At 71.0% G+C, this 26767-nt stretch carries 21 protein-coding genes; 17 read left to right on the top strand and 4 right to left on the bottom strand.

Annotation, left to right across the window (positions count from 1 at the left end; genetic code table 11):
- Positions 1–67: 67 nt before the first annotated feature.
- Entirely contained in the window at positions 68–1393 is a 1326-nt protein-coding gene (locus tag H2Q94_RS20240; protein ID WP_243788777.1) for a COG1470 family protein, read from the top strand.
- Positions 1394–1607: 214 nt separating this feature from the next.
- Here H2Q94_RS20240 and H2Q94_RS20235 read toward each other — a convergent pair whose 3' ends face one another.
- Positions 1608–1865, bottom strand: a complete 258-nt coding sequence (locus tag H2Q94_RS20235; protein WP_243788776.1) for a hypothetical protein — start codon at positions 1863–1865, stop codon at positions 1608–1610.
- Positions 1866–1888: 23 nt separating this feature from the next.
- On the opposite strand from H2Q94_RS20235, the gene H2Q94_RS20230 reads away from it, so the two are divergent.
- From H2Q94_RS20230 to H2Q94_RS20195, 8 genes are all read left to right on the top strand, one after another.
- A complete protein-coding gene (locus H2Q94_RS20230) occupies positions 1889–3319 on the top strand; it encodes a helix-turn-helix domain-containing protein (RefSeq protein WP_243788775.1) in 1431 nt (476 codons plus the stop codon).
- Between the two features lie 111 nt (positions 3320–3430).
- Positions 3431–4342, top strand: a complete 912-nt coding sequence (locus H2Q94_RS20225; protein ID WP_243788774.1) for a diacylglycerol/lipid kinase family protein — start codon at positions 3431–3433, stop codon at positions 4340–4342.
- A 182-nt stretch (positions 4343–4524) separates the two neighbouring features.
- Positions 4525–7356, top strand: a complete 2832-nt coding sequence (locus H2Q94_RS20220; protein WP_243788773.1) for a DEAD/DEAH box helicase — start codon at positions 4525–4527, stop codon at positions 7354–7356.
- A 259-nt stretch (positions 7357–7615) separates the two neighbouring features.
- A complete protein-coding gene (locus tag H2Q94_RS20215; protein ID WP_243788772.1) occupies positions 7616–8134 on the top strand; it encodes a DUF4333 domain-containing protein in 519 nt (172 codons plus the stop codon).
- Between the two features lie 47 nt (positions 8135–8181).
- Positions 8182–9402: a GNAT family N-acetyltransferase gene (locus H2Q94_RS20210; protein ID WP_243788771.1), complete on the top strand. Its 1221-nt coding sequence runs from the start codon at positions 8182–8184 to the stop codon at positions 9400–9402.
- A 307-nt stretch (positions 9403–9709) separates the two neighbouring features.
- Positions 9710–10918 carry a cobalamin-independent methionine synthase II family protein gene (locus H2Q94_RS20205; RefSeq protein WP_243788770.1) on the top strand — a complete coding sequence of 403 codons (1209 nt, stop codon included), beginning with the start codon at positions 9710–9712 and terminating at the stop codon, positions 10916–10918.
- An 87-nt stretch (positions 10919–11005) separates the two neighbouring features.
- On the top strand, positions 11006–11956 hold the full coding sequence (locus H2Q94_RS20200) for a helix-turn-helix domain-containing protein (protein ID WP_243788769.1): 951 nt from the start codon (positions 11006–11008) through the stop codon (positions 11954–11956).
- Positions 11957–12036: 80 nt separating this feature from the next.
- Positions 12037–12909 carry an intradiol ring-cleavage dioxygenase gene (locus H2Q94_RS20195; RefSeq protein WP_243788768.1) on the top strand — a complete coding sequence of 291 codons (873 nt, stop codon included), beginning with the start codon at positions 12037–12039 and terminating at the stop codon, positions 12907–12909.
- Positions 12910–13040: 131 nt separating this feature from the next.
- On the opposite strand, the gene H2Q94_RS20190 is transcribed toward H2Q94_RS20195, so the two are convergent.
- Entirely contained in the window at positions 13041–13952 is a 912-nt protein-coding gene (locus H2Q94_RS20190; protein WP_243795809.1) for a 5'-3' exonuclease, read from the bottom strand.
- 387 nt (positions 13953–14339) lie between these two features.
- Here H2Q94_RS20190 and H2Q94_RS20185 point away from each other — a divergent pair, with 387 nt between their 5' ends.
- The 5 genes from H2Q94_RS20185 (at position 14340) to H2Q94_RS20165 (ending at position 19480) form a co-directional block, all read left to right on the top strand.
- Positions 14340–15488 carry a M24 family metallopeptidase gene (locus H2Q94_RS20185; RefSeq protein WP_243788767.1) on the top strand — a complete coding sequence of 383 codons (1149 nt, stop codon included), beginning with the start codon at positions 14340–14342 and terminating at the stop codon, positions 15486–15488.
- Complete coding sequence (locus H2Q94_RS20180; RefSeq protein ID WP_397545364.1) at positions 15485–15949, top strand: Lrp/AsnC family transcriptional regulator; 465 nt, start codon at positions 15485–15487, stop codon at positions 15947–15949. The genes H2Q94_RS20185 and H2Q94_RS20180 overlap by 4 nt, the downstream gene beginning before the upstream one ends.
- 231 nt (positions 15950–16180) lie before the next feature.
- The gene (locus tag H2Q94_RS20175) at positions 16181–16435 is read left to right on the top strand and encodes a hypothetical protein (protein ID WP_243788766.1); all 255 of its coding nucleotides are present in this window, start codon (positions 16181–16183) and stop codon (positions 16433–16435) included.
- 5 nt (positions 16436–16440) lie between these two features.
- Positions 16441–17886, top strand: coding sequence for a condensation domain-containing protein (locus H2Q94_RS20170; RefSeq protein ID WP_243788765.1), 1446 nt, complete (start codon positions 16441–16443; stop codon positions 17884–17886).
- A 97-nt stretch (positions 17887–17983) separates the two neighbouring features.
- Positions 17984–19480: an amidase gene (locus tag H2Q94_RS20165; protein WP_309501048.1), complete on the top strand. Its 1497-nt coding sequence runs from the start codon at positions 17984–17986 to the stop codon at positions 19478–19480.
- Between the two features lie 222 nt (positions 19481–19702).
- Here the strand turns inward: H2Q94_RS20165 and H2Q94_RS20160 are convergent, their stop codons facing one another.
- Together H2Q94_RS20160 and H2Q94_RS20155 are read right to left on the bottom strand one after the other, a co-directional pair.
- Positions 19703–20137: an OsmC family protein gene (locus H2Q94_RS20160; protein WP_243788764.1), complete on the bottom strand. Its 435-nt coding sequence runs from the start codon at positions 20135–20137 to the stop codon at positions 19703–19705.
- A 184-nt stretch (positions 20138–20321) separates the two neighbouring features.
- Positions 20322–21014, bottom strand: coding sequence for a TetR/AcrR family transcriptional regulator (locus H2Q94_RS20155; RefSeq protein WP_243788763.1), 693 nt, complete (start codon positions 21012–21014; stop codon positions 20322–20324).
- Positions 21015–21191: 177 nt separating this feature from the next.
- Here H2Q94_RS20155 and H2Q94_RS20150 point away from each other — a divergent pair, with 177 nt between their 5' ends.
- From H2Q94_RS20150 to H2Q94_RS20140, 3 genes are all read left to right on the top strand, one after another.
- Complete coding sequence (locus tag H2Q94_RS20150) at positions 21192–23921, top strand: MMPL family transporter (RefSeq protein ID WP_243788762.1); 2730 nt, start codon at positions 21192–21194, stop codon at positions 23919–23921.
- A 19-nt stretch (positions 23922–23940) separates the two neighbouring features.
- Complete coding sequence (locus H2Q94_RS20145) at positions 23941–25881, top strand: YhgE/Pip family protein (protein ID WP_243788761.1); 1941 nt, start codon at positions 23941–23943, stop codon at positions 25879–25881.
- A gap of 133 nt (positions 25882–26014) precedes the next feature.
- Positions 26015–26719 carry a dienelactone hydrolase family protein gene (locus H2Q94_RS20140; RefSeq protein ID WP_243788760.1) on the top strand — a complete coding sequence of 235 codons (705 nt, stop codon included), beginning with the start codon at positions 26015–26017 and terminating at the stop codon, positions 26717–26719.
- The last annotated feature ends 48 nt before the right edge of the window (positions 26720–26767 follow it).

Here is a 26767-nt window from a genome sequence, read left to right as displayed (position 1 = left end):
TCGGCTTGCCCCTCCGCTGCCCGCGCGTCCCTGCCGCGTGACGTGCGGGGCGCTTAGCTTTCGTTCGGTGAGCACTTCAGCGGAGTTGGAGAACACGACGATCGTGGTCACCCCGGGCGGGGAGGCCACCACGACCCTGACCGTGCGCAACGGCACCGACATCGTGGAGGCCTACGAGTTCGAGGTCGTGGGTGAATGCGCGGCGTGGACGGCCGTCGAACCCGCGCGGCTCTCGCTGTATCCGGGCACGCAGGGCACGGTGACGCTGGTGCTGCGCCCGCCGCGCTCCGCGAGCGTGCACGCCGGGGAGACGCCGCTGGCGGTGCGGGTCCGGCCGGTGGAGCAGCCCGATCTGGTCGCGGTGCCCGAGATGACGGTGCGCATCGAGCCGTTCCAGCAGCTGCGGGCTTGGCTCGCGCCGCAGCGTCGCCGCGCCTGGCACTCGGGTCGCTTCCTGATCGTGTTGCACAACCAGGGAAACGCGCCGATCGCCGTTCCGCTGGACGCGACCGACCCCGCTGAAGAACTGCGGTTCCGGCTGGAAACGGACCGCCCCACGATCGAACCGGACGATCAGGTGGAGATCCGGCTGCGGGCGCGGGTGTCGAAGCTGATCTGGTTCGGCAGACCCACCGGAAAACCGTTCCTGGTCACCGCTTCCCCGGTGAGCGCGCTCGTCGCGGAACCGGTGCACGCGGGGTTCGCCGCCGAAGCGACGACGGAGATCGACGAACGCCCCGAGCAGCTCGACGGCGAGCTGCTCCAACTGCCGCTGCTGCCGCGCTGGCTGCTCGCCCTGCTGGCGCTGCTGCTGGCATTGCTGCTGGCGTGGTACCTGTTGTTGTTGCCCACGGTGGAGACCGCCGCCAAGGAAGCGGCGGCGAATCGGGCGCAGGAAATGGCGGCGGCCGGTGAACTGGCTCCGCCTCCGGAAGCGCAACCCGAACCTCCGCCGGCGGAACCGCCCGGCGAACAGCCGCCGGGGCAGCAACCCGGCCAAGAAGTCACCCCGGGGCTGAACACGACTCCGAATGGTGGACAGTTCTCCGAAACCATTCGAGTGGTCACGGATCCGGGAGGCAGTGCGTCCGATGTGTACCGGGTTCCGGAAGGCAAGATGTTGTTCATCACGGACTTGGTGCTGGCGAACTTCCAAGGTGATGAAGGCGTCCTCACCATTTACTTCGGAGATCGTCAGTTGACCACGGTCGCGTTGGAAACCTTCCGCAACCAGGACTACCACTGGGTCACTCCCATCCAGGTCCCAGCGGAGGCGAGGGTGAGCGGTGCGGTGAACTGCACGGCGCCCGGCACTCCGCCTTCGGGGCAGCAGGCGGCTCGCTGCGTGGAGGTGCTCAACGTCAGCGGCGTGCTGCGCGACCAGCCACGTTGATCCGGCTCTTCGGTGCGGTGGGGGAGGATCGGGGTACCGCGAGCCGGGTGAAGATTCTCTGATTCCGCCCACGCGCCGGTGCTCGGTCATGCGTACTCTCCCCGCCTCATCCGAACGCCGCCCGCTCGGCGCCCCTTCGTCAGCGAAGCATGGAAATGCGAACCCGGCCAGGAAGATTCAGGGGAGGAAGGGGCAGTCTTTTCTTCCGGTTCGGTCACTGCGAATAGGCTGAACGAGTGTCGTTGCGCTGCCATTCGGGTGCATCCATTTCCGCCATCGGAATGGTGATTCGAACACTGCCTGCGGCGATGATCGAGCGCGTTCGGGCAGCGTGTGGAAACCGCCATTGTGCCGGGTCCCGCAGCTCCGGATAATGGCCCCGGACATTGCCGGGGATCAGGGGGAACATCGGTACCGCAACGCGGCGGCCGAAATTCCGGCGCGGCACATCGGTGGAAGTTGACGGCTCCACCGTTGCGGGAAAGTGGTGAGCACATGGCGCGGTTCGGCCCCGACGATGCGCCCGCGCACCCCGGCTTCGGAACCGTGCTCAGACGGCGCCGGACGGCGGCCGGACTGACCCAGGAGGAACTCGCCCGCCGCACCGGCATCAGCGCCCGCGCCATCGGCGACATGGAACGAGGCCGGGTGACCCGCCCGCAGACCCGGACGTTGCGCGCGCTCGCCACCGCGCTCGCCACCGACGAGCAGGAGCTGCGGAACCTGTTGCCGCGCAATGGAATCGCACCCGGCCTGCCCGAGACCGGCTGGGGCGGGCTGCTGTGCGCGCCGCCCCCGGGGATCGCCGACTTCACCGGGCGAGAACAGGAAACCGCGACGCTGCTGGCCGTTCTCGACGATCACCGACGATCGCACAGCGCCCCCGCCGTCGCCGTGACGGGAACTCCGGGAGTGGGCAAATCGACGTTCCTGGTGCACTCCGGGCATCGGCTCGCGGAACGCTTTCCCGACGGCTGCTTCTTCCTGTCGATGAGTGGCGACGGGCGGCGGACTCCGGAGCACGCGCTCGGCACCGTGCTGCGCGCACTCGGCATCGTCGAGGACCGGCTGCCGCCCGGCGTGGACGCGCGCTCCAGCCTGTACCGGTCGTTGCTGCGGGACCGGAAGGTGTTGCTGCTGCTCGACGACGTCACCGACGAGGCCCAAGTGCGGCCGCTGCTGCCGAGCAACCCGGACTGCCTGGTGCTGCTCGCCGGCGGTCGCGGGCTGACCGGACTGGAATCCGTCGCCCGAATCCCGCTGGACGTGCTCACGCCCGCCCGCTCGGTGCGGCTGCTCGCCGCGATCGTCGGCACGGAACGGGTGCGGCGTGAGCCGTCGGCGAGCCTGGCGCTCGCCGACCTCTGCGGGCACCTGCCGCTGGCGCTGCGCATCGCGGGCAACCGGCTCGCCGGGCGCCCGCGCTGGCGCGTCGGCGATCTGCTGCGGCTGCTCGGCGGCGGGCGGCGGCTCACCGAACTCACCGCGGGCGACCTGCGGGTGCGGTCGGCGTTCGAGGCGTCCTACCGGGAGTGCGGGGAGCTCGCCAGGGCCGTGTTCCGGCGGCTGGCGCTGGCCGAGCGACCGGAGATCACGGTGCGCCGGGCGGCCGTGCTGGCCGAGGTCGACGTGGACTCCGCCGGGCGGGGACTGGAGGAACTGGTCGACGTGGGCCTGCTGGAGTGCGCCGCGGGCAGCGGCCGCTACGTGCTGCGCGAACTGCTGCGGCTGTTCGCCGGTGAACGACTCCGCGCGGAGGAACCGGAGCCCGCCTGCGGCATCCGCCTGCGGCCGTCCACGGTCCCGCACCCGGCACCCTCCGTCGTGCGTTGGCAGTGCCGGGGCGCCGAGCCGCCGGTACCGAGAACGCGCAGCGCGACCGAGCTCCGGCTCGTGCCGGACGGCGAGCCCGCGCCGGATCTCTGAGCGGGTCGATGCAGGTCAGGAAGCCGCTCCGCGGCATCGGCCGAGGCCGGAATCGACCGTTTCGGGCGGTCGCTGGTCAGCCGGCGGGAGCGTGGGCCACGATGTTGCCCCATGCGCACCGTGGTGTTGATCAATCCTAGTTCCGGCCGAGGCCGTGCCGCGGCCATCGCGGCGAAAGCCGTGCGGCGGTTCCGCGTGGTCTCGGCGGTCCGCGTCGTGGTCGCCGAGGACGCCGCCGAGTTCGCGGGCGCGGCCCGCGCCGCCGTCGCCGACGACGTGGACGTGCTGGCCGTGCTCGGCGGCGACGGTGCCGCGAACGTCGCTGTGCAGGCCTGCGCGGGCGCGCGGACCGCGCTGGCGATCATCCCCGTCGGCACCGGGAACGACCTGGCCCGCGCTCTCGGGCTGCCCGCCGACCCGCTGGACGCCGCCCGCGCCGCCACCGACGCGCTGCAGGGCGGGCACCGGCGAGCCATCGACCTCGGCCGCGTCGTCGGCGGGGAGCGGTTCGCGACGGTGCTCTGCGCCGGGTTCGACGCCCAGGTCAACAGCCGGGTGAACCGTTCTCGGCTGCCCATCGGACGCGCCCGCTACGACGTGGCGGTGCTGCGCCAGCTCGCGGAGCTGCGCGCCATGCCGTTGCGGGTCGAAGCCGACAACGTCGTGCTCGACGTGGCCGCGACCTGCGTGGCGGTCGGCAACACGCCCTACTACGGCGGTGGCGTGCCGATCTGCCCCGACGCTGATCCGACCGACGGGATGTTCGACGTCACCGTCGTCGGCGAGATCAGCCGGGGCGACCTGCTGCGGGTGCTGCCGACGATGCGCACCGGCAGGCACGTCGAGCACCCCGCGGTGCGCACGCTGCGCGCCCGCTCGGTGCGCCTCGGCGGGGGCAACGGCTGGACCGCGTTCGCCGACGGCGAACCCCAGGCCCGCCTCCCGGTGAGCCTGCGCTGCCAGCCGGGAGCGTTGCAGGTGCTCGCGCCGGCCAAGGCCAAGCGGGATGGCGAAGCGGCCTGAGTCGCACGCGTGCGACGACCGCCGGTGCGATGTGAAAACCTAGTGGGGTGGCTGTAAGCCGTTCGCACTCTGACATGTCGCATCCGGATCGGCCGGGCTCGGATGGGGGGAGCCCCGCATCGCCGGGCTCCTCGGATTCCGTGGCCTCCGGCCCCGGCGAACCCGCCGGCCAGGGGGAGAAGGTGGAACCACCGCGCCGCACCCGCACAAGAGCGGGCCGCCCCACCGGGCCGGCGGCCAAGGCCCCGGCGGCCGAACCGGCGTCCTCCCCGGCCGACTCCTACGCGGCGCACCGCCGCCGCAGCGCCCACCCGAAGTTCGCCGAGTTCGCCTCCGAGCTGTCCTTCGAGCTCGACGCGTTCCAGCGCACCTCCTGCCAGGCGCTCGAATCCGGACACGGAGTGCTGGTGTGCGCGCCGACCGGCGCGGGCAAGACCGTCGTCGGCGAGTTCGCCGTGCACTTGGCGCTGTCCGAGGGCCGCCGCTGCTTCTACACCACGCCGATCAAGGCGCTGTCCAACCAGAAGTTCGCCGACCTCTGCGAACGCTACGGCGAGGACGCGGTCGGCCTGCTCACCGGCGACACCTCCATCAACGGGGACGCGCAGGTGGTCGTGATGACCACCGAGGTGCTGCGCAACATGCTCTACGCGAGCTCCCGCGGCATCGACCAGCTCGGCTACGTCGTGATGGACGAGGTGCACTACCTCGCCGACCGGTTCCGCGGCGCCGTGTGGGAAGAGGTGATCCTGCACCTGCCGGATCACGTGCAGCTGGCCAGCCTGTCGGCGACCGTCAGCAACGCCGAGGAGTTCGGCGAGTGGCTGGTGGAGGTGCGCGGCGACACCACCGTCGTCGTGGACGAGCACCGCCCGGTGCCGCTGTGGCAGCACATGCAGGTCGGCTCGCGCATGTTCGACCTGTTCGGCGGGGAGACCTCCGACCGCGAACTCAAGCTCAACCCGCACCTGCTGCGCCACACCCAGGAGCTGGCCAGGGTGCACGCCCCGTACGGGCGGGGCCGTGGCGGTCCCCCCGGCGGCAGGCGGAAGGGGCCGCGACCGCCGCGGTTCTTCGCGCCGTCGCGGGTGGAGATCCTCGACAGCCTGAACTCGGCCGGACTGCTGCCCGCGATCGTGTTCATCTTCAGCCGCGCGGGCTGCGACGCCGCGGTGAACCAGTGCATGCGCGCCGGACTGCGTCTGACCAGCGAAAACGACGTCGACGAGATCCGCGAGGTGATCGACGAGCACACCAGCTCGCTGCCCGAGGCGGACCTGACGGTGCTCGGTTACTGGGAGTGGCGCGACGCGCTGGAACGCGGTGTCGCCGCGCACCACGCGGGACTGCTGCCCGCGTTCAAGGAGACCGTGGAGGAGCTGTTCGTCCGCGGCCTGGTCAAGGCCGTGTTCGCCACCGAGACCTTGGCGCTGGGCATCAACATGCCCGCCCGCACCGTGGTGCTGGAGCGGCTGGTCAAGTACAACGGCGAATCGCACGTCGACCTCACGCCCGGTGAGTACACCCAGCTCACCGGTCGCGCGGGCCGCCGGGGCATCGACGTCGAAGGCCACGCCGTGGTGGTGTGGCAACCGGGCATGGACCCCAAGCAGGTCGCCGGACTCGCCTCCACCCGGACGTATCCGCTGCGCTCGTCGTTCCGGCCCGGTTACAACATGGCCGTGAACCTGGTGCACCGAGTGGGCCGGGACGCCGCGCGGGACCTGCTGGAGCAGTCGTTCGCGCAGTTCCAGGCCGACCGGTCGGTGGTCGGCATGTCGCGGCGGGTGGACCGCAACGCCGACGCCCTCGAGGGCTACACCGAGTCGATGACCTGCCACCTGGGCGATTTCAGCGAGTACTTCGCGCTGCGCCGCCGCATCTCCGAGCGGGAGAAGGTGCTGGCCAAGCAGAACCGGGCGTCCAAGCGGGCGGAGGCGGCGAAGTCGCTGGAGAAGCTGCGCAAGGGCGACGTGATCCAGGTCCCGGCCGGGCGGCGCTCCGGGCTGGCCGTGGTGATCGACCCCGGCCTGGAGCCGATGGGGGAACCGCGTCCGCTGGTGGTCACCGAGGACCGCTGGTCCGGACGTTTGTCGGTCGCCGACTTCACCTCGCCCGTGGCGGCGCTGGGCCGGATGCGGCTGCCCAAGCAGGTCGACACCCGCTCCCCGAAGTCCCGCCGCGACCTGGCGTCCGGGCTGCGCGAGACCGGGATCTCCCTGCCGGGCGGGCGCGGCCGGAACCGGTCGGACTCCGGTGACGACGCCGAACTCGCCAGCCTGCGCCGCGCGCTGAAAGCGCACCCGTGCCACGGCTGCGACGAGCGCGAGAAGCACGCCCGCTGGGCCGAACGGCACGAGCGGCTGCGTTCGGAGACCGAGCACCTGCGGCGCAAGGTGGCCACCACCACGCACTCGCTGGCGCGCGCGTTCGACCGGATCATCGCGTTGCTCGCCGAACGCAACTACGTGGCCGTCGACGACCCGGAGCAACCGGTGACCGAGCACGGCAGGCGGTTGTCCCGGCTCTACAGCGAGTCGGACCTGCTGGCCGCGGAATGCCTGCGCGCGGGCATCTGGGAGTCGTTGCAGCCCGCCGAGCTGGCGGCCGTGGTGTCGTCGCTGGTCTACGAATCCCGCCGGGAGACCGCGGTGTCGCCGCCGGTGCCCTCCGGAGCGGTCGCCGACGTGCTGGGCGCGACCTGGCAGGTGTGGGGCGAGTTGGAGGAGGACGAGCGCAGGCACAAGCTGGATCGCACCCGCGAACCGGACGCCGGGTTCGCCTGGCCGGTCTACCGGTGGGTGCGCGGCGAGTCGCTGGAGCGGGTGCTCACCGCCGCCGAGTCCACCGGGCACGAGCTCTCCGCCGGTGACTTCGTGCGCTGGTGCCGCCAGGTGGTGGACCTGCTCGACCAGATCCGAGACGTCACCGGCAAGTCCGACCCGGTGGGTTCCGCGGCGGCGAAGGCCGTCACCGCGATCCGCCGAGGGGTCGTCGCCGCGGGCGCCATGTGATCGCCCGGGTGGGGCGGCCGGCACCGGCCGTCCCACCGCCGGGTCGCGCATCGTTGCGGACTGAGACGAACCGGAAGCTCACCCGGCGGTGTGAGGTCTTGGTGGCCGGCTGTGATTGGATTCGTCGGCGGGGTGCGCAGGGGGACGCGCGCCGCGCCGGAACGTTCAGCTTTCCCGGAGGTACCAGATGACCGGCCCCCACGGCCCGTCCCCGCAGCGAAGCCGGCCGGCACCCGGGCACCCCGGCACGCAGCCGGGAATGCAGGTTCGTCGAGGATCCGCCGCAGGTCAGCCGGTCGGTCGTGGCTCCGCCCCAGGGCAGTCGGGACGGCCGACGCGGCCCGGCGGGGCACCGCAACAGGCGCGACCCGGAGCGGAGCCGACCCACCCGAACCTGCCGCCGATCACCGTCGGCCCGCCCGGCCGCGGTTCGCAGCCGCCGCCCGCGCCGCCGCGCCGGAAGTCGAAGGCGCCGTGGGTGTTCGGTGGCGCGGTCCTGGTGCTCGTCGCCGGTTCACTGGCGGTGGTGGGTTTTGTGCACCCCGGCGTGCTGGTGCGCGATCAGCTCGACGCGGACAGCGTGCAGCACGGTGTGGAGCAGACCCTGGAGGACTCCTACCACCTCGGCACCGTCGAATCGGTCACCTGCCCGAAGGGGCAGCTCGTCGTCGCCGGACGCGGCTTCGACTGCCAGGTGACCCTCGAGGGTGGGAACAAGCGGGTGTCGGTGACGGTGCAGGACGAATCCGGGACCTACGAGGTCGGCTACCCCAGGTAGCCCGGAATTCGCTCGACGCGCGGCGTCCGCCTCGGCAGGATGCGGGTGTGAGCGAAGTCGACGTGCGGCCGCTGGCCGAATCCGAATACCGCCAGGCGAACGACCTGTTCCTCGCCTCCTTGAACGTGCCGGAGCGCAGCAGCGAGGAGCGCTGGCGCCGGTCGGTGACCCGGTACGAGCCGGGGCGGGCGTTCGGCGCGTACCTCGACGGCGAGCTCAGCGGCACCGCGATGTCGTTGTCGTCCTCGCTGGAGGTGCCCGGCGGGGCGGTGCTGCCCGCGGCCGCGGTGACCGGGGTCGGCGTGCGAGCCGACCGCACCCGGCGCGGCCTGCTGCGGGAACTGATGCACGCGCAGCTCGCCGACACCCGGGGGCGCGGCGAGCCGGTGGCGATGCTGCACGCCTCCGAGACCCGCATCTACCCGCGCTTCGGCTACGGCCTGGCGACTCGCACGCACCGCGTCTCGGTGTCCCGGTTCCGCGCCGAGCTGCGGGCCGACGCTCCTGCCGGCGGGCAGGTGCGGCTGGTGGACGGGCCGACGGCGGAGAAGCTGCTCCCGGAGTTGTACTCGCGGATCGCCACCGGCAGACCAGGCCTGATCGGCCGCAGCGAAGGCTGGTGGAGCACTCGGCTGTTCGGAACTCTGGAGAACGGCGGCGCCCAGCGGATCGCCGTGCACTCCGACGAGTCCGGCACCGATGACGGGTTCGTGCTGTTCGAACCGGCGAAGTCCGATCATCACTTCGACGACGGCTCGATCACGATGCAGGTGGCCGAGCTGCACGCGGCGGACGCCGTCGCCACCGCGTCGCTCTGGCGCTTCCTGCTGAGCCTGGACCTGGTCACCACGATCGCCGCGATCGACCGGCCCGTGGACGAGGCGCTGCCGTGGTGGCTCGCCGACCGGCGCGGCTATTCCGTGGACCGGCTCGACGACGACCTGTGGGTACGGCTCGTCGACGTGCCCGCCGCGCTGGCCGCCCGTTCCTACGGAGCCGAGGACCCCGTGGTGATCGAGGTGCGGGACGCGGTGCTGCCGGAGAACGCGGGCAGCTACCGGATCGGCGCGGGCGGCGCCGAACCCAGCGACGACCCGCCGCACCTGAGCCTCGACGTGGACGTGCTGGCCTCGCTGTACCTGGGCGATGTCACGGTGACGACGCTGGCCGAGGCGAACCGCATCAACGTGCACGACCCCGCCGCTGCCTCCCGAGCGGACCGCCTGTTCGCCACCGAACGCCCGCCTTGGTGCGGCACCGGTTTCTGAGACGGCTCGCGGCGAGACCTCTTCGTTCGTGAATACTCGATCGGCGCGTGCCCGACCGTCCTGCGGCGGTCGGGCACGACCGTTGCCGTGACGACACTCCTGCGGCGTTGCGCGGACACCGGTCGATTCCCGGACCGGTGGTTCGGATTTCGCCGCGCGATTTCTGGCCCGGTCCGGAAGTCACCCGCCGAATACCGCCGATCGCGGCCGTCGAACAGCACCGAACGATGCTGTGCGCTGGATGTTTGTCCTTCTTTCGCCCGCGAACGACTATGGCGGAACCGGCCGTCTGACAAGGGAGACATCCATGCGTTCGAGCACCAGCCGCATCCTGACCACCCAGGCGGGCAGCCTGCCGCGTCCGGAGAGGTTGATCGAACTCAACGCGGCTCGCGCCGAAGGCGAGATCGACGAGCAGCAGCATCGCGCGGAACTGGACACCGCGGTCTCCGACCTCGTCTCCCGCCAGGTCGGCACCGGCATCGACATGGTCGGCGACGGTGAGTTCGGCAAGTCCGTCAACCAGAAGGTCGACTACGGCGCTTGGTGGTCGTATTCGTTCCAGCGGTTGGGCGGCCTCGAACTCAACGACGCCCCCATGAACGAAATCACGCACGAAGCCAAGCCCGGCGAGATCGCGCTGACCAGTTTCGGCAACCGCCGCGACCGGGTCCGCTTCGCCGAGGCCTACGCGGATCCGACCTCGGGCGTCGCGGCAGGCGGAGGCTCGATCCGCTTCCCGGTGTGTCGTGGCCCGCTGACTTACACGGGTCACGAGGCGATCGCCGCCGACATCCGCAGCTTCAAGCACGGATTGGCCACCGCCGGTCTCGAGGAAGGCTTCATGACCTCGATCGCACCGGCGAGCTGCTCGCGGATCGGCAACGAGCACTACGCCGACGACGAGGAATTCCTCTACGCCTGCGCCGATGCCATGCGCGAGGAGTACAAGGCGATCATCGACGCCGGACTGATCCTGCAGCTCGACGACCCCGCCATCGCCGAGAACTGGGACCAGATCAACCCGGAGCCGTCCGTCGAGGACTACCAGCGCTTCACGAGACGCCGGGTGGAAGCGCTGAACTACGCGATCCGCGATCTGCCGAAGGACCGGATCCGGTTCCACCTGTGCTGGGGCAGCTGGCACGGCCCCCACACCACGGACCTGCCCATGCGCGACCTGATCGACCTGCTGCTGTCCATCGACGTGCAGGCCTACTCGTTCGAGGCGGGCAACGTGCGCCACGAGCACGAGTGGAAGGTGTGGCAGGACGTCAGCCTGCCGGCGGGCAAGCTGATCCTGCCCGGTGTGGTCAGCCACGCCACCAACGTCGTGGAACACCCGGAACTGGTGGCCGATCGCATCGTCCGCTTCGCCGAGTGCGTGGGCCGCGAGAACGTGATCGCCTCGACCGACTGCGGCTTGGGCGGGCGAGTTCACCCGCAGCTGGCCTGGGCGAAGCTGGAGTCCCTCGCGGAAGGCGCTGAGCTCGCGACCAAGCGGCTCTGGTCATGATCAGTGACCGTTCCGTCGCCACCGGGCGCCGTTCGCACGCGAATCCGGCGCCCGGTGGTCCGAAATTCGTTTAAGATCGATCCCGGTATGGGTACGTCCAGTTCGAAACTCCCGCTGCTGCTCACAGAGCCGGAACGGGCGGCGTTGTCCCGGTGGATCCGGTTGCCGTCGACCCCGCAGGCAGTGGCGGTGCGCTGCCGGATCATCCTCGCCTGCGCGGAAGGCGGCCGGACCAACAGTTCCGTGGCCCGCGAGTTCGGCGTATCGCCGCCGGTCGTGGGCAAGTGGCGGGAACGCTTCCGGGAAGGGCGGCTGGCGGCGCTGCGCGACCGGCCCCGCTCCGGCAAACCGCGGTCCATCACCGACGAGCAGGTGAAGATCGTGCTGGAGGCCACGGTCACCGAGCCGCCACCGAACGGTTCGCACTGGACCAAGCGCGACATGGCCGCCCGCGCCGGGACCTCGGCTTCCTCCGTGCTGCGCATCTGGCGGCGTCTCGGCGTCACGCCGGAAGCCCGCGGCGGGAGCGCGGGGGCCGAACGCGAGGAACCGTGGAGCGCGCTGCACCTGGCGCCCCCGGAAACGATCATGGCGTTGGCCGTGAACAACGACGACGCGGTGGAACCCGCCGTCCGGCCGCCTCGCCCGTCATCGGGGAACTACGACGCGGTGTTGCGCAAGGAACTCGCCGCCATGTTGTCCCAGCGCGATCAGGCCGATGCGGCGGGTGGTCTCCTCACCTTCCTGCGCAACCTGGGGACCCGGATCCTGCCCGGCCAGCAGATCCACCTGGTGTGCCACGGGCACGGCACGCGCAAGATCGAGGCGATCCGCCGGTGGCAGGAGAACCACCCCTCGCTGCACCTGCACTTCGCTCCCGACAAGGAGTTCTGGCTGCGACTCGTCGAGCACTACTTCGAGCCGCTGCTCGCCCAGCGCGCGGTTCCCGGTGAGACACCGCTGTCCGCGCTCTCCCGCGCGCTGCACCCGTGGAGCATGGAGGTGCCGCGCACACCGTTCACCTGGTTCGAGCCGTGACTCTCGGCCTCCCGTGCGGGATGCGGATTTCTGGTCCGCTTCCGCGCGAGCGCGGGCGCCCGCTCAATACCGTCTCGGGCATGCCCGAACACCAGTCAGCGCAGCCCGGATCACCTGAAAACGCACCACACGGCACAGGCACGAGCCGCCGGACGGCGCTCGCCGCGTTCGGCGGTCTGGGAGCGGCGGCCATCGGCCTGAACGTGTCCGCCGCGAGCGCGCACAGCACCCCCGCGAGCTCCGGACAGCGCTGGACGCCTTCCTGCGTGCTGGCGCCAGAGCAGATGGAGGGGCCGTACTACCTCGACTACGGGATCCGCCGCGAAGACATCACCGAGGACAGAGAAGGCCTCGACCTCCTGCTCAAGATCGTCGTGGTGGACGCCGACAGCTGCCTGCCGCTGCCGGACGTCGCCGTCGACATCTGGCACTGCGACGCGCTGGGCGTGTACTCCTCATACACCGGTTACGGCAACGGCATCCTCCCGCCGGTGGACGAGAACGGGCACGCCGCACCGACCGACGAAACGACCTGGTTGCGCGGAGTCCAGCTCACCGACGCCGCGGGTGTGGCGTCGTTCCGCAGCATCGTGCCGGGGTGGTACACGGGCCGGGCCGTCCACATCCACGTGAAGACGGTGACCGGCGCGGAAGCCGAAGGCGCAACCGTGGAGGGCGGACACGTCTCCCACACCGGTCAGCTCTACTTCCCCGAGAGGTTCAACGCCGAGCTCGGCTCGCTGGCGCCTTACCGCGAGAACCGGATCGAGCGGGTCACCAACGACGAGGACGTGCTCTACACCGGTGGCGGTGAGGGGGCCGTCTCGGAACTGGACGTCAAGCCGGGACCGTTCGGCCGCGGTATCACCGGCACGATCGTGCTCGGCATCCAGCCGGACGCCACTCCGCCCCCGGACCCGATGCCGCCCATGCCGCCGCCGGGAACGAACTGATCGCCGCACTCCTGCTGCGTCCGCCGCAGGAGTGCCGGCTCGTCTCCGAGCGATGGGCCGTTGACCTCACGAGCGGCACCAGGTGAACGTCCCCTTGGTCGCATTGGGCGAAGGGGACGTTCACCTGAGTTTCAGAGGGCGGCGATGAGGCGGTCCAGGGAGCCGCCGAGGCCCCATTCGGTGCCGAGTTCCGCGAGCCGTTCCGGGTCGGCGGGCTCGGTGGGGGTCCGGTCGGGGCGGTCTACCACGACCGGCGCGTCCCGCACGACGTTGACCACCGCGGGCGCGGCGGCCAGGTAGTCCGCCGCCTCGGCGAGCTTCCCGCGCACGCGGGGCGTGAGCCGCCGGTCGCCTTGTTCGGACGCCGCCAGCAGCGCGTCCAGCGAACCGAACTCGGTGATCAGCTTCGCGGCGGTCTTCTCCCCGATCCCGGCCACTCCCGGCAGCCCGTCGGACGGATCGCCGCGCAGGATCGCCATCTCGGCGTAGGCGTCGCCGGCGCGGGCCGCGTCCAGCGCGTAGCGCTCGGCCAGCTCGGCAGGACCGAAGTCCTGCGCCTTCGCCAGCCCGGCTCCGACGTAGCGCACCCGCACCGGAGTCGGCTCGGTGCGCACCAGCTGGAACAGGTCGCGGTCGCCGGTGACGACCTCCACGGGATCGTCGCGCTCCCGGTCGGCGAGCACGCCGATGACGTCGTCCGCCTCGTAGCCCTCGGCTTCGCCGGTGGCCACGCCCAGCGCGTCCAGCACGTCCAGGATGATCGGGATCTGCGGGCTCAGCGTGTCCGGCACCTCCTCGGCGTCCGGGTCCTCCTCGGCCACCCGGTGCGCCTTGTAGGAGGGCAGCGCGTCGACGCGGAACTGCGGGCGCCAGTCGTTGTCCAAGCACGCCACCAGCCGCGTCGGCCGCCGTTCGTCGATGAGCTTCGCCACCATGTCGCAGAACCCGCGCACCGAGTTCACCGGCGTCCCGTCCGGGGCCGTCAACGAGTCGGGCAGCGCGTAGTACGAGCGGAACCACAACCCGGCGGAGTCGATCAACATCACAGAACCCGTCACGGAGTCCACTCTGTCACGCCCCGCGGACATCGCATCGCAGGCCGGGCGCCCGTCGCCGGACGAGCTGTCAGATCACTGTCACTACGCCACCCGAGTCGCCTCATACAGTCGGACCAGTGCGCGACACCGGCGAGATCGAGGTGCGGCACAGGGATTTCCCGGTCCGCGAGGCCGGGACGGGAACGGGCCGCCGTCGCTCCCCCGACAGGCGGCGGTCCGCTCCGGCCGGGCGCATCGGTCCTCCCCGGACGCCACTGCCGGGCCGGAGGTGAGAGGGGCCGGGCAGGGAATGGTCCTGCCCGGTCCTTCTCCGTTCGCATGCGCCGCCACGCCGGACGATGTCTACGAGAGCGACGGTTAGGCTAGGTGGCCATGGCCACTGTTTCGCTCAAGCAGGATCCCGCGGTGTTCTCCGGTCGACTGAGCCGCGCCGCGGCGACGGCGGCGACCGCGGACCTGGACGCCCTGCTGATCACCCCTGGTTCGGATCTGCGGTACCTGCTCGGTGCCCGCGGCGAGTCGTTCGAGCGGTTGAGCACCCTGGTGCTGCCCGCGACGGGAAACGGTGCCGCTCCGGTGCTGGTGCTGCCGAAGCTGGAGGCGCCCGGTTACGCGGACGTTCCCGCCGAGGAACTCGGTATCGAGGTCGTGACCTGGGTCGACGGTGAGGACCCGCACGCGCTGGTCGCGGACCTGCTGCGCCGCGGCGGTGCGCCGTCCCGGCTGGGCGTCGCCGACGTGATGCCCGCGATGCACACCTTGCCGCTGCGTGCGGCGACGGGCGCGGAGCAGGTGCTGGCCGGTTCGGTGCTGCGCGAGCTGCGGATGCGCAAGGACGCCGCCGAGATCGAGGCGCTGCGCACGGCCGGTGCGGCGATCGACCGGGTGCACGCCCGGATGTCGGAGTTCCTCACCGCCGGGCGCACCGAGGCGCAGGTCGGCGCGGACATCGCCGCCGCCATCGTCGAGGAGGGGCACACCGAGGCCGAGTTCGTCATCGTCGGCTCGGCCGCGAACGGCGCCAGCCCGCACCACGCGTTGTCGGACCGGGTGATCGAGCCCGGGGACGTGGTGGTCGTGGACATCGGCGGGCCGATCCCGTCCGGGTACAACTCCGACTGCACCCGCACCTATGCGGTGGGGGAGCCGTCGCAGCCCGACGTGGCGGAGACCTACGCGGTGCTGCAGGCGGCGCAGGACGCGGCGGTGCGCGCGGTCCGCCCCGGCGCGACGGCCGAGTCGATCGACGCCGCCGCGCGGGAACCCATCGCGGCGGCCGGTTTCGGCGAGCAGTTCATCCACCGCACCGGGCACGGCATCGGCCTCGACGTGCACGAGGAGCCGTACATCGTCGGGGGCAACACCTTGGAATTGGAGGCGGGCATGGCGTTCAGCATCGAGCCCGGCATTTACCAGTCCGGCCGCTGGGGCGCCCGGATCGAGGACATCGTGATCGTCATCGAGGACGGTGCGCTGAACGTGAACTCGCAGCCGCACGAGCTGGTGGTGCTGCCGGCGTGAACGACCGGAACACGGGAGAGCTGGAAGCGACGGATCGCGCGATCCTGCGCGAGCTGGCGCACGACGGCCGGTGCAGCTTCACCGACCTGGCCGAGCGGGTCGGGCTGAGCGTCTCGGCGGTGCACCAGCGGGTCCGGCGGCTGGAGCAGCGCGGCGCGCTGCAGGGTTATGTGGCCAAAGTGGACGGTGACCAGATCGGGTTGCCGCTGACGGCGTTCATCTCGCTGACGCCGATCGATCCGGCCGCTCCGGACGACTATCCGCAGCGGCTGGAGCACTTGCCGGAGATCGAGTCCTGCTACTCGGTGGCGGGCGACGAGTCCTACATCCTGCAGGTCCGGGTCGCTTCCCCGCTGGGGCTGGAGGAGTTGCTGCGCCAGATTCGGGAGGCGGCGAAGGTCTCGACCAGGACGACGGTGGTGCTGTCCACCCCGTACGAGCATCGGCCGCCGCAGATCTAGTCGCGGAAGAGGCGGGCGTGGCGGTGCCGATGTCGGCGCCGCCACGTTCTTTTCCGTCGTGGGAGCGGGGTTTCACCTGCGGGTGCTTGTGCGGCCACCACGTATCCGCCGTCGCGCGGTCGTGGGCGGAGCGATCATTTCATGATCATGTAAGGTCCGGCTTTCGAGCTCCGATCGGCGTGGGTACCGGGCCTGAGTCCGCCCCGTGGTGAAGGGATTCCGCTCATGAGGATGAACGCACTCCGCGAGTACGAGCCCGCTCCCGGCAGGCCGTCCGGACGGCCTTCTGTGGTGTCCACATTGGACCCGGGCGAGGACGTGCGAGAGTATCCCGCCCCGCACGCGTCCTTCCAGGAGAGCCGCGTTCCCCGGACGGTCGCCAACGATGCGGCGGGCAACGTCGCCCGCCATCCGGACCGCGCGAAGGCCGTGCTGCACCGGACCGCCGATGATCACGAGTCCCGGCTTGCGGCCGACGTGGAGTGATGGCGATGCGAGTCATGACGATCAGCGCGTTCGACCCGCCGCCCGGCGCCATCGTGGAGTGGACGGCGGAACCCGCGCCAGGGCACGAGTTCGAGCCCAGCGACGTGCCGCCGTCGCTGAACCAGTCCTTGCACCTGGGCGCCACCGGAGCCGATGGGGCGCCGCCGCCGTGGCTGGCCTGCACCTTCGAGCTGCCGGGAGTGCTGGACGAGGACGCGCTGGAGGCGGCCGCCGGGCAGTGGATCCGTCGGCACAGCGGGCTGCTGAGCCGGTTCACCGAGCAGGACGGCGAGGTCCGCCGCGCACTGCTGCGCCCAGACGGGGTGGTGTTGCGGCGACGGGAGGCGGGCACGTTCACCGGCTCCTCGGCGGTCCGCGAGCACCTGTCGCGGCGGTTCGACGAGCAGTGCGTGCCGCTCCGGTGGCCGCCGTTCCTGCTGGGCGCGATCCGGCACGAACGGGGCGGCACGGTGTTCGCCGCGTTCGACCACTCCTGCATGGACGCCTACTCGCTGGCAGTGGCGGCGCACGAACTTCAGGTGCTGTACTACGCCGCAGCCAGGGGCACGCGGGCCGACCTGGCGGACGTGGGCGGTTTCGTCGACTACTGCGCGCAGGAACACCAGGCGATGACCGCCGAAGCCCTAGCCGGACGGCCGAGCGTTCCGGAGTGGGACGCGCCCGGCCTGTCCGCCCCACCTCCGGAGAGCGGTGAGCATCCGGCGGTGACGTACTGGCGGGATTTCCTGCGCAACAACGGCGCGACGACACCGGGTTTCCCGCTGGGACTCGGCGTGGAACCGGGACGTGCGGTGCGGCAGCGTTCGATGACGGCGCGGTTGCTGGACGTGGAGGCCGCGGACGCCTTCGACGCGGCCTGCCGCGAGGGTTTGGGCAGCGTGCTCACCGGTGTGCTGGCCGCCGCGGGACTCGCGTTGCGCGAACTGGGCGCCGGGGACCCCATCGGTCTGCTGATTCCGTTGCACACCAGGCACGAACCGCGTTGGCGGCACGCCGTCGGCTGGTTCACGACGAACGCCCCGGTCATGTTCAACGTGGTGGACGGCCGGTTCGCCGACACCCACACGCACGCGAAGGTGGCGTTCCGGGAAGCGCTGGGCACCCTCGGCGTGCCACTGCCGAACATCCTCACCGCGATCTCCGACGAGTACGCTCCGACGCGCAAGGACGTCTTCATGATGTCCTATGTGGACTATCGCGCGCTGCCGGTGTCCCTGGAATTCCCCGAGTCCCGGCCGCGGCACATCAGCGGCGAAGCCGACGCCGACGACGTCCAGCTCTGGGTGTCCCGCACGGCCGACGGCCTCTTCCTGCACACCCGCCACCCCGGCACAGCCGAGGCGGAAACGGCGATCCGCACGTTCCACGAACACTTCACCGCGGCCCTGACGGCGGCGGCCGAGTCGACGACCCTCGCCGCACACCCCTGACTCGGTGAACGGACCGTTCGACCAATGCGGTTGGTCGAACGGTCCGTTCACCTGATCAAATCGCGGGAGCATGGTTCGGCGGGAGGCGACGAACGGGATGGGTGGCATGGAGTACGCGGACTACCGTCGGCGGGACGGTGTGGAGCTGGCCGAGCTGATCGGTGCGGGCGAGGTGTCGGCGAGCGAGGTGCTGGACGCGGCGCTGGCGCGGGCCGAGCAGGTGAACCCGCGGCTGAACGCGATCACGCAGCGGCTCGACGACCGCGCCCGCGAGCGCGCGCGAAACACTCCGGCAGGGCCGCTGGGCGGGGTGCCGTTCCTGCTCAAGGACCTGAACCAGGAGATCAGCGGGCTTCCCTCCAGCGGTGGCTCGCGATCGCTGCGGACGGTGGCGGCCGCCGAGACCGCCGAGGTCGTGCGGCGCTGGGAGGCCGCCGGGCTGGTGGTCTTCGGCCGCACCAACACCCCGGAATTCGGCGCCAAGCCGATCACCGAGCCGGTCGCGTTCGGTCCCGCCCGCAATCCCTGGGCGCTCGACCGCACCCCGGGCGGTTCTTCCGGGGGCGCGGCCGCGACGGTGGCCGCCGGGATCGTGCCGTTGGCGGCGGCCAGCGACGGCGGTGGTTCGATCCGCATCCCGGCGGCGTGCTGCGGGGTGTTCGGGCTCAAGGCCGGACGTGGGCTGGTGCCCGCCGGGCCGCAGCGCGCGGAAGGTTTCCACGGCGCGGCGGTGGACGGTGTCGTGTCGCGGTCCGTCCGCGACAGCGCGGTCGGGTTGGACGCGCTGGTCGGTTTCGACCCGATGGCCCCGTACGCGGCCGCCGCGCCGGAACGCCCGTTCGCCGAGGAGGTCCGGCGCGAACCGGGCAAGCTGCGCATCGGTTTCAGCGCGGCGTCCGCGCTCGGCGATCCCGACCCGGCGGCGGTGAAAGCCCTGCGCTCCGCCGCGGACCTGCTGGCGGAGCTGGGCCACGAGGTCGAGGAGGTCCCGCCACCGGTGGACCTGGCCGCGCTCACGGTGGAGTTCCTGCGGGCCTGGTCGGTGAAGCTGGCCCACGCGCTGTCCGAGGCCGAGCGGCTCACCGGTGCCCGCTCGAACAATTTCGAGCTGGACACCCGGTTGCTGGCGGCGGCCGGGCGCAGCATCAGCGGTCCGGACTACGTGACCGTTCTGGAGGCCTGGCACGGACATTCCGCGCGGCTCGCGGAGTTCCACCGCCACCACGACCTGCTGCTGACCCCGAGCCTGGCCGGTCCGCCGGTGCGCATCGGCGAACTCGCCACCCCGGCGCCGTTGCGGGTGCTGGGCCGGATCGTGCTGGCCGCGCGCGGGGGAGGGCTGCTGCGGCGCACCGGGATCGTGGATCGCGTCGCGCGCACGAACATGCGCCACGTCCCGTACACGCAGCTGGCCAACATCACCGGGCGTCCCGCGATGTCGGTGCCGCTGCACCGGACCGCCGACGGCCTGCCGCTCGGCGTCCAGTTCGTCGCGCCGCTCACCGGCGAAGGCACCCTGTTCCGCCTCGCGGCCCAACTGGAACAAGCCGCACCGTGGGCACACCAGGAACCGGCGGCACTCGACGGAGCCTGAGGCCGACGGCACTGCCCGGCGAATGCGAAACCCCGGAGCCAGTGGGCATCCGGGGTTCGGAGAACGTCAAGCCAGTGATCTTCTAGGTCGTTCTTGAGCCGTGCCCTGCCGGCGGCGGAGCCGCTGAGCGGTGGCCACCTCGGCGAGATGGCCACCGGCGGATTCTCAGTGGCTTCCGCGGGAGGAAGCCACTGAGGTTCCGCTACCGCTTCACCGCGCGTTTCACTCGGAAAGCTGGGCGTCCAGCGTGATCGTGGTGCCGGTCAGGGCGGCCGAGACCGGGCAGGTTTCCTTGGCCTGCTGCGCCGCCTGCTGGAAGGTGTCGGCATTCGCGCCGGGAACGGTGGCGCGGACGGTCAGCGCGATTCCCGTGATGGCGAAGCCGTCGCCGGACTTGCCGAGAGTGACCTCGGCACTGGTGTCGATCCTTTCCGGCGCGTGTCCGACGCCGCCGAGCAGCGCGGACAGCTGCATGCTGTAGCAGGCGGAGTGGGCGGCGGCGATGAGCTCCTCCGGGCTGGTCTGCCCGGCCGGGTCCTCCGCGCGGGTCGCGAACGACACGGGAAACTGCCCCGCGTTCGAGGAATCCAAGGTGACGAGACCAGAACCGGATCCCAGGTCGCCCTGCCAGCTCGTCGTCGCATTGCGGTCGGCCATGACCTAACTCCTAGCGTCGGGTTGTTCGTCCGGTGCGCCCGCGGTCGTCCGCTGAGCGCTCCCTGGACCGAGAACGTTCCGACCTTCGCAGAGCTTCCTGGATCACGCCGTGCGGAATCACACCGCCGGTGGACCGATCCTTCGCCGGACCCGCGCCGAACCCGTAGCGCGGTCCCGTCCGGACTCAGGGTTCGATGGTGTCGGTGAGGCTGTGCACCAGCAGCGGGAGGGTGCGCATCACGTGCTCGCGGACCACGAGCTCGGGGTCGTCGGCGCCGGACAGGATCGCCTCCTGCATCGCCGAGTCGAACTGGTCCACCAGCATCCGCGTCAGGTCCAGCGTGTCGATCAGGAATCGCACTCCGACCGAGCGGACCGCGGTGTCGACCATCGCGGCGAGTTCGCGCAAGAAGGACTGGGAAGCGGCGAGGAAGCGCGGCGCCACCTCGGGATCGCGCAGCGCCAGCAGGCGGAACTCGCTCTGCATCAGGCACCACTGCCGATTGTCCGGCTGGAACGACAGCACGTCGGCGATGATGCTCTCGATCAGGTGCGGGGCCGGTTTGCCCGCGGTGTCGCCGAGCGGCGCGACCAGCCCGGCGAAGTTCTCCCGCAGCGTCTCCAGCCGAATGCGGTTCTCCCGTTCGGTGAGGGCGAAGAACAACTCCTCCTTGCTGCTGAAGTTGGAGTAGAACGCGCCACGGGTGAAGCCGGCGTCGTCGGTGATCGCCTCGACGGAGGTGCCGTTGATGCCGTGCTCGCTGAACTGTCGGTAGGCGGCGTCCATCAGCCGTTCGCGGGTCTTGGTGCGCCGAGCGGTCTCGCGCGCGCCGGTTTCCGGGCGCTCGGCGCTTCGGGCCAACTTGCTCGCGTTCACCACGAACCTTCCTTCCTGCGGACCTATACCAGCGGCTTTCCCGCTGTGATGCGGCCCGCGTGGAACGGCCCCATGGTATCGGATACGCTCATGTATCGGATACAGCGTTGTATCCAACTTCCCTCTAACTGGTGACCCGCCGTCCGGCGAGAACCTCCCCGGCGACAGGAGTGTGGCGTGTCCTCGTTCCTCTACTCACTAGGGCGCAGGGCGTACGCCGCCCGCAAGACCGTCCTCGTGGTCTGGCTGCTAGTGCTGGTCGTGACCGGCGGCGCGGCCGGTTTGCTGTTCAAGGGAATGGACAACAACGTCACGATTCCCGGCACCGAAGCGCAGAACGCGCTCGACCGCCTCTCGGTGACCTTCCCGCAGACCAGCGGTGCCTCCGCGCAGATCATCGTGGTCGCGCCGGACGACGTGCGCGCCCCGGAGGTGCAGCGCGAAGTCGAGCGCACCGTCGACGAGCTCGAAGGCATGGACGAGGCCGCGTCCATCGTCTCGCCGTACAACGAGGACCTCGGCGGCAGCATCAGCGAGGACGGCAAAGCCGGTCTGATCATGGTGCAGCTCGAAGGCCAGACCATGGAGATCGGCGAGCCGACCAAGGACCACATCGCCGGCATCGCCGCCGACCTCCAGCAGCGGTTGCCGGAAGGTTCGCAGGCCTCGCACGGCGGTCCGCTGTTCTCGCAGAGCTTCCCCGGCCTCAGCTTCGTCGAAGCGCTCGGCCTGGTGATCGCGATCGTGGTCCTGATGATCACGCTCGGTTCGTTCCTCGCCGCCGGGATGCCGCTGCTGAACGCGCTGCTGGGAGTGGGCGTCTCCACGTTCCTGATCCTGCTGGCCACCGTGCTCGGGCCGGTGACCGCGACGACTCCGCTGCTGTCGCTGATGCTGGGCCTGGCCGTGGGCATCGACTACGCGCTGTTCATCGTCTCCCGCCACCAGCAGGAACTTTCGGGCGGCGTGTCCGCGCACGAAGCGGCCGCGCGGGCCACCGCCACCGCGGGCTCGGCGGTGATCTTCGCCGGGCTGACCGTGATGATCGCCCTCGGCGGCCTGGGCGTCGCGGGGATTCCGTTCCTCACCACCATGGGCGTCGCCGGGGCCGTCTCCGTCGGCATCGCCGTGCTGGTCTCGCTGACGCTGATCCCCGCGCTGCTGGGCTTCGCCGGTGAGCGGCTCACCCCCACGCCCGCCAAGCAGGGCAAACGCGCTCGCACCTCCTCGGGCAAGCCCCCGGTCGGCGACCGATTCTTCGGGGGCTGGGTGCGCGCCGCGACGAGGTTCCCGATCGTCACCGTCCTCGTGGTGGTCGGCGTGCTCGGCATCGCCACGGTGCCCGCCGCGGGCCTGCGGCTCGCGCTGCCCGACGCGGGCGCGCTGGCCAAGGAAGACCCGGCTCGGGTCACCTACGACCTCACCGCCGAGCACTTCGCGAAGGGCTTCAACGGCCCGCTGATCGTCACCGGGAGCATCGTCACCAGCGAGGACCCGCTCGGGCTGATGAACGATCTCAAGACGGAGATCGAGCGGCTGCCCGGCGTGGCCGATGTGCCGATGTCAACGCCGAACCCGACCGCCGACACCGGCATCGTCCAGGTCATCCCCGAAGGGGCTCCGGACTCCGAGCAGACCAAGGAACTGGTGGAGGAGATCCGCTCGCTGCGGGGGCACTTCCTCGACACCTACGGCATCAACATCTCCGTCACCGGCTTCACGGCCATCGGCATCGACGTCTCCGACCAGCTCGGCGCCGCGCTGCTGCCGTTCGGCATCGTCGTCGTCGGCCTGTCGCTGGTGCTGCTGACCATGGTGTTCCGCTCCATCGCGGTGCCGATCAAGGCGACGCTCGGCTACCTGCTGAGCATCGGCGCGTCGTTCGGCATCGTGACGCTGGTCTTCCAGGACGGGTGGATGGCCGAGCTGCTCAACGTGCCGCGCACCGGCCCGGTGATCAGCTTCATGCCGATCGTGCTGATGGGCATCCTGTTCGGCCTCGCCATGGACTACGAGGTCTTCCTGGTGTCCCGGATGCGCGAGGAATACGTGCACACCAAGGACGCCCAGGCCGCGATCCACACCGGATTCGTGTCCTCCGGCAAGGTCGTCACGGCTGCCGCGGTGATCATGTTCGCGGTGTTCGCCGCGTTCGTGCCCGACGGCGACGCCAACCTGAAGCCCATCGCGATGGGCCTCGCCGTGGGCGTGTTCGTCGACGCGTTCATCGTCCGCATGACACTGGTCCCGGCGGTGCTGGCGCTGCTCGGGGACAAGGCGTGGTGGATGCCGCGCAAGCTGGACCGGATCCTGCCCGCCTTCGACGTGGAAGGTGAGAACCTCCGCGAGGAGATCGCGCTGGCCGACTGGCCGCGGCCCGGCGCCGACGACGCGATCGCCTGCGAAAGCCTGCGCCTCGACGACCCGTCCACCGGGGTGCCGGTCTACCAGGACGTCGGATTCCTGGTGCCGCGCGGCGGCGTGCACGTGGTGCGCGGCCGGTACGAGTCGGCGATCACCGCGGTGCTGCTGACCTTGTCCGGCAGGCTCCAGCCCGAGCAGGGCAAGCTGAAGGTCCTCGGGTACGTGCTGCCCGCGCGGGCCTCGACCGTCCGAGCCAAGGTCTCCTACGTCGACGCGGGAGACGGTGGTGCCGACGCGGTGCGCCGGGCGTTGCGGGAGAACCCGGAGATCCTGGTGCTCGACCGGACCGACCGGATCTCCGATCCGGGGCAGCGGCTGGAGATCCGGGAACTGCTCACCGGCAGCAGGCCCACGATCATCGCCGGCAGCACCGGCCTGTCCGACGCGCGCGACGTCCTGCCCGCGTCCGGCGGCGCCACCCTCACCGAACTGCGCGATGACTCCGCCGTGATGCCCGGTGTCCTCTCCGGCGCGATCCGCTAGAAAGCAGAGGTAATCAACGATGGCGAAGAGCCGCTTGCTATTGCCGCTGGCCGGCCTGTTGCTGGTGCCGCTGGTGATCGCCGGCCTGCTCACCTGGTCCATGGGCAAGCCCGAGGACCGGTTGAAGGACACCAAGGCCGCGGTCGTGAACAACGACGAGCCGATCGAGGTCAACGGCCAGCTCACCCCGCTGGGGCGTCAGCTGTCCGCGAAGCTCGTCGGCGGTGAGATCGAGAGCAACTACAGCTGGGAGTTCGCCACTCCGCAGACGGCCGCCGAAGGCATGGAAAGCGGTGACTACGCGGCCGTCGTGACGATCCCGGAGAACTTCTCCGCTGCCGCCACCTCCTTCTCCGGCGATCCCGCCAAGGCGAAGAAGGCGACGATCGACGTGAGCACCGGCGACCGCAGCAAGCTCGCGGACGAGGCGATCAGCCGGGTGGTGACGACCACGGCGGCGAACCTGCTGGGCCAGCAGCTCACCACCACCTACCTGGACAACGTGTTCGTCGGGTTCAACACGCTGGGCGACAAGCTGGGCGAGGCCTCCGACGGCGCCACCTCGCTGGCCGACGGCGCGCACGAGCTCGCGGGCGGGACCGATCAGCTCGCGGGCGGTGCCGACCAGCTCGCCGACGGTTCGCGGGCGCTGGCCGACGGCATCGGCGCGCTCGAAGACGGCGCACTGCAGCTCAAGACCGGGATGGCGGGCCTGTCCGACGGAATCGGGCAGCTGCAGGAGAAGACCGCGCAGCTGCCGCAGCAGACCGCGACGCTCGCCGACGTCTCCGCCAAGGAGGCGCAGGGCGTGCAGCAGCTTTCCGGTGGCCTGGAAGGAATGTCGGCGAGCCTGCAGGAGATGACCAAGGAATGCCCGCCGGGCACCTTGCCGATCTGCACGAAGATCGCCATCCAGGCGGCGACCGCGCAGGCGCTCAGCGACGGTGCCGGACAGGTTCAGCAGGCGAGCACCGGTGTTTCCGGCGGCCTCGCCGCGCTCGCCGGGCAGACGCCCGAATCCGGTGGCGGACTGCCCGCCCTGTCGGGCGGCATCGATCAGCTCGCGGACGGTTCGAAGCAGCTCGACGGCGGTGTCGGGCAGCTGGCCGATGGCATTTCGCAGACCGGCGGCGGTGCGGGTCAGCTCGCCGACGGTGCCGACCAGCTCGCGGGCGGCGTGCGTCAGCTCTCCGACGGTGCCCACCAGCTCGGCGACGGCTCCGGTCAGCTCGCGGGCGGCCTGGACCAGGCCGTGGAGCAGCTGCCGAAGTACCCGGACGGCGACCGGGACAAGCTCGCGAAGGCCGTGGCGAACCCTGTGACGACGGCAGGGGGAACCAGCCTCGGCTTCGGTTCCTCCGGGGTGGCGCTGTTCGCGGTGCTGGCCCTGTGGGTCGGTGCGATCGCCACGTTCCTGGTGCTGCGCGCGGTGCCGCGCCGGGCGCTGGAATCGACGCGCTCGTCGTTCGCGCTGGCGCTGCACCAGCTGCGGCTGCCCGCCGTGATCGGGTTGGCGCAGGGCCTGCTGGTGGCCGTCGTCGTCGGCGTCTCGCAGGACCTCTCGGTCGGCCAGTGGTTCGGCTGCGCGGGACTGGCGATGCTGACCGGCGTCGCGTTCACGGCCGTCAACCAGGCGCTCGCCGGCGCGCTGGGCGGCTTCGGGCGGTTCCTCGCGATGCTCGTCGGACTGCTGTTGCTGGCGACCGGGTTCATCACCGCGGTGCCCGCGGTGCTGGGCCGGTTCCTGGCGGCCACTCCCGCCGGTCCGGCCCAGGACGCGCTGCGCGCGGTGGCGGACGGCTCCGCACCCGGCGGCGGCGCGGTGGCCCTGCTGGTGATCTGGGGCCTGGCCGGGGTCGTGTTCAGCTATTTGGCGATCGAACGGACCCGCACGGTCCGCGCCACCCAGCTGTCGCCGGTGACGTCCGGATTCGCCCGGCGCGGTCCAGGACTGGCCTGACGGGAACACCGGGCCGGGGGACTCCCCGGCCCGGTGTCCTGTGTGGACTGAATGATCGAGGTGGCTCGGTGCAGGCGGATTCATCAGCGGTGTCCGAGTGACATCGGGGTGAACGCGGGCTAGGTTCGGGATCGTGACTGCGACAATTCCTTCGTCCGACGGAGACATCAACGGTCACCTCGCGGTGCCCTACCCCTCGATCTCGGGCGAGCCGCCGTGGCCCGGCGTGGTGGTGGTGCACGACGTCTTCGGGGCGACCGAGGACAGCAAGGCGATCACCGACCGGTTCGCCGCCGACGGATTCCTCGCACTGGCCCCGGATCTCTACACGCGCGGCGGTTTCGCCCGCTGCGTCCGCACGGTCTTCGGCCAGCTCAGCAAAGGCAGCGGCCAGGCTTTCGAGGACGTCGAAGCGGCGCGGCGGCTGCTGGCCGACCGCGAGGACTGCAACGGCAACGTCGGCGTCGTCGGGTTCTGCATGGGCGGCGGTTTCGCGCTGCTCGCCGCGCCGCGCGGGTTCCAGGCCGCCGCGCCGTACTACGGCCAGGTGCCCGCCGACAAGGCGGTGCTCGACGGCGCGTGCCCGGTGGTCGCGAGCTTCGGCGCGAAGGACACCACGCTCAAGGGCGCCGCCGCGCAGCTGGAGTCGCACCTGACCGAACTGAACGTGCCGCACGACGTCAAGGAATACCCGGACGCGGGCCACAGCTTCGCGAACCACCTGAAGGTCGGCCCGTTCAAACCGCTGCTGCGGGTGGCGGGCATCGGCTATCACCACGAATCCTCGGAAGACGCCTGGCGGCGAGTGAACTCCTTCTTCACCGAACACCTCAGCTGACCCGCGTCGGCGTCACCCGGACGCGGGCGCGGTCGTTCGTGTTGTGGA

Source organism: Saccharopolyspora gloriosae, assembly GCF_022828475.1.
GTDB lineage: Bacteria > Actinomycetota > Actinomycetes > Mycobacteriales > Pseudonocardiaceae > Saccharopolyspora_C > Saccharopolyspora_C gloriosae_A.
The sequence above is the reverse complement of the archived record's forward strand: the minus strand, read 5'-3'. Positions and strand labels throughout refer to the sequence as shown.